Source organism: Candidatus Poribacteria bacterium, assembly GCA_021295715.1.
Classification (GTDB): Bacteria; Poribacteria; WGA-4E; order WGA-4E; family WGA-3G; genus WGA-3G.
This window is the reverse complement of record JAGWBV010000065.1, coordinates 34,187-38,214: the sequence shown is the minus strand read 5'-3', so window position 1 is coordinate 38,214 and position 4,028 is coordinate 34,187. Positions and strand designations below refer to the sequence as shown.

Annotated in this window: 4 protein-coding genes; all 4 read left to right on the top strand. The window is 48.0% G+C overall.

Annotated features, from left to right (window positions below; all coding sequences use genetic code 11):
- A partial coding sequence (locus J4G07_16145) for an RDD family protein (protein ID MCE2415521.1) occupies positions 1 to 475 on the top strand: 475 nt, incomplete at its 5' end.
- Positions 442 to 1,119, top strand: a complete 678-nt coding sequence (locus J4G07_16140) for a PspA/IM30 family protein (protein ID MCE2415520.1) — start codon at positions 442 to 444, stop codon at positions 1,117 to 1,119. The genes J4G07_16145 and J4G07_16140, both read left to right, overlap by 34 nt.
- Positions 1,120 to 1,170: 51 nt before the next feature.
- The gene (locus J4G07_16135; protein ID MCE2415519.1) at positions 1,171 to 2,268 is read left to right on the top strand and encodes a PspA/IM30 family protein; all 1,098 of its coding nucleotides are present in this window, start codon (positions 1,171 to 1,173) and stop codon (positions 2,266 to 2,268) included.
- Between the two features lie 134 nt (positions 2,269 to 2,402).
- On the top strand, positions 2,403 to 3,821 hold the full coding sequence (locus J4G07_16130; GenBank protein ID MCE2415518.1) for an arylsulfatase: 1,419 nt from the start codon (positions 2,403 to 2,405) through the stop codon (positions 3,819 to 3,821).
- Positions 3,822 to 4,028 lie beyond the last annotated feature (207 nt).

Below are 4,028 nucleotides of genomic sequence, written 5' to 3'. Positions count from 1 at the left end.
TAAAAAATTCAGATTAGGGTCTCGATTCGCGCGCTTATTTGCGTTTTTCATTGATGGAATGCTCTTAGCGAGTATCCTATTGGTTTTGTTCCTTCTTCTCGAACCAGTGGGTTTCGGTCTTCAGATTGGATTACTCAGTGCTCTATTGTGGATATTAGGACCGAAAACTAAACTGCCAATACGCGCGTTGGTTCTCGCGCAAGTGCTTTTAGTTTTTCTTTTGGGACCGTTGGCAAATAATAATCCGGCTACTTTCGCCTTGAGTGGTATCGCTTTGTGGGCAGTCGGTATGTCTCTCATGGACGGTTTCAAAAATGGACAGGGACTTGGCAAGAAACTGCTGTCCTTACAGGTGCTGAGATTGAAAGATGGTAAACCGTGTAGTTTCAAAGATTTCAACCGTTGGATTCCTTCTGGACACTTGGAAAAAAACGACAGCGGATGGGGGATAAATTCGCAGAGACAGTTGTTGTGAAGTTTGAACCGGAATCGGAGCAAACTGAGGTTGAAACCGAAGACCCAGAGCGGGTTTTAGAGGGTGTTATCGTTGAGATGAAAAACCGGCTTGCGGAAGCACGCGAGAAGGTTAATGCTTCTATCGGTGTTGAAAAACAATTTCAGGATGCTTATGAAAATGCGGTTTCCCAAGCGGAGCAGTGGCAAGAACGCGCTGTTATCTCTCTCGAAGCAGGACGTGAAGATTTGGCGCGTGAAGATTTGGAAAAACGAAACGAATATCGACGGTTAGCGGATCAATATAAAAACCAATGGGAAGATCAGAAACAGATAGTCCGAAATCTCAATGATCTCCTTGAGCATTTTCAGCAGAAAATGATGGAGGCGGAAGGAGAGAAAGCCACCGTCGTCGCGAAACATAGGAATGTTGATGCTGAAGTACATCTTCGCGAGATGCTGAAAGAGATACAGAACAGTAAAGCCCTTGAAACACTTGTGCAGATGGATCAGGATGCGACTGAAGCCGCCACTTTGGCGAAAGCGGCGGCTGAAATGGATGTCCCATATCAGGATATGAAATTAGAGCGTGAATTTTCGAGTTATGCTGAAGAGGCATTGATTGACAAGGACATCGCTGAATTAAAGACGAAATTACAGAAGTGATAGTTCATCGAATGTGCGGTACAAACACAAAAAGATTTTTAGGATATGAAGATGAAGTTTATTGAAATAGCAGGGAAAAAATTTAAACTGGCATCCCGAATGGCACGGTTATACGCGCTCTTTATAGATATTGCGATCTTAGGTGCCGTGCAATCAGTTTTCGGACTCCTTTTATCGGTTGTAGCGATTCTGTTTCTCAGTGAAAGCGTCCTTGATGTACCAAAGTCATTGTTAACTGGGGTTGGACTCAGCATCTTTGCTGGTTTGTTCAGTGCTGCCTTGTGGATATTCGGGCTATTTTTTATGGATGGCTTTAGGAAGGGGCAAGGAATAGGTAAAAAGTTATTGTCACTACAAGTGCTTCGTTTGAAAGACGGTAAACCGTGTAATTTCAAAGATGCTTTCGTTCGCCGATTCGCGGGTATCTTTCAACCCTTTGATTTACTCTGGTTCCTTGGGAAAAATCAGCAACGGCTTGGAGATAAGTTCGCGGAGACAGTCGTTGTGCAATATGAGCCAGAATCGGAACAGACTGAGGTTGAAACTGAAGATCCGGAGAGTGTTTTAGAGAGCGTCATCGTTGAGATGAAAAACCGGCTTTCAGCGGCACGAGAGAAGGTTGCTGCCTCTATTGGGGTTGAAAAACAGTTTCAAGACGCTTATGAAGAAGCGATTGCCCAAGCAGAACAGTGGCAAGCGCGCGCACTCATTACCCTTAAAGCCGGACGCGAGGATTTGGCACGCGAAGATTTGGAAAAACGAAACGAATACCGACGGTTAGCGGATCAATACAAAACGCAGTGGGGAGATCAGAAACAAATCGTCCGGGACCTCAGTGATCTCCTTGAGCATCTACAGCAGAAAATGATGGAAGCGGAGGGGAAAAAGACAGCCGTCGTTGCGAAACACAGGAACGTTGATGCCGAAGCACATCTCCGCGAGATGTTGAAAGAGATACAGGACAGTAAAGCGTTTGAAACGCTTACGAAGATGGATCAGGACGCGACGGAGGCAGCCACCTTGGCGAAAACGGCGGCTGAGGTGGATGTTGCGTATCAGGATGCAAAATTAGAGCGCGAATTTTCGAGCTATGCCGAAGAGGCATCACTCGACAAGGACCTCGCTGAATTAAAGACGAAAATACAGTAGGCGTGCCTATAATCGCTATACACTTTACGGAATCAATGAGAAAACCAAGCCTGCAACAACGGCGCAGGCGGATCTACGGAGAGGGAGATAAAAGTCTAAACCCAACTGACCGAACCGCAAGGTAAATTAAAAAAATGGATACACAGAGTTCTCCAAATATTGTCTTTATCATGGCAGACGACATGGGATACGGTGATGTCGGCTGCTATAATCCCAATTCAAAGATTCCGACGCCGAATATGGATAAACTCGCGCAGGAGGGAATTCGCTTTACCGATGCACACTCCCCCTCTGCAGTCTGTACACCGACACGATACGGGGTCTTAACAGGACAATACTGCTGGCGGAGCCGCCTCAAACACGGTGTGCTTTACGGATATGAGCCTCCGCTCATCGAACCCGAACGCTTAACGGTTCCTCGATTGCTGAAAGATGCGGGTTACAACACTGCATGCGTCGGTAAATGGCATTTAGGGCTCGAATTTTCGACAACACCGGGATACGATTTCGATTTTAATGCGCCGCTGCCGTGGCAGAACGCAGGACGCGAGTTGGAAGAACATATCAACTTCACGGCACCCCTAACCGGTGGTCCAATAGATCTCGGTTTTGACTACTTCTATGGGAATGCCGGTTGTCCGACCTGTCAACCCCCTTACGGCTTTATTGAGAACGATACCTTTGTCGAGATTCCGAACGTCTATCATGAAGTGCCAGAGTTTACGAGCCGTCCCGGAATGATGGTACCCGGATGGGAACATAAAGATGCCGACCCGATTATTGCGCAGAAGGCGGTTGAATATATTGAAGGGCAAACCGATGCCGATGCTCCCTTCTTTCTCTATCTGACACCTTCCGCACCGCATGAACCTTGCACAGAAGCAGTCGTCCCCGATTTCGCACGTGGCAAAAGTAGTGCGGGGCCTCGCGGCGATCTGGTGTGGCTTGTCGATTGGATGGTCGGTGAGGTGATGGATGCATTAGCGCGGACTGGCAAAACCGATGAGACGCTTATTTTCGTTACGAGCGATAACGGTGCCTTGCCCGGCGATCGAATCCAAGGCGACAATAGTCCAATGCCGTATCACCTCTATGATCATAAGTCATGTGGCGATTGGCGCGGCTATAAGGCACATATCTGGGAAGGTGGACATCGTGAGCCTCTGATTGCCCGCTGGCCAGGGGTCATCGCACCCAATACGCAAACTGACGCACTAACCTGTCTCACGGATCTGATGGCGACGTGTGCAGCTATTGTTGGAACAGAAGCCCCCGATGATGCGGGACAGGACAGCTGTAATGTCCTGCCTGCGCTGTTAGATGAAGAGATAGAGCATCCGTTGCGGGAGGCTATCGTGCATCACTCCAGCACGGGTGTTTTTTCTATTCGACACGGCGAGAGGCGGCTGGCCTCCACCGCGCGATGGAGCTCCGAAATCGGATGTCCCCGGGCAACTGTATCAAATTTACGAAGATCCGAGCGAAACAAACAATCTGTGGAACAAACACCCAGAGATTGTAGACCGGTTGACGGCGTTGTTGGAGAAGTTTAAACAAGATGGGCACAGTCGGATGTAAGGAGATTACAAAAACTATGGAAACACCTATGACACTTGATTCACTTTTCCGGTTATCTGGTCCGTCGCAGGCGGATATCGACTCTTTTCATGACAATGGCTACATCGCGTATCCAGATGTGTTCACGGACGATGGTAGAGAAGGATTGATTGACGAAATCACGCAGCGTTTTGAACCGGCGC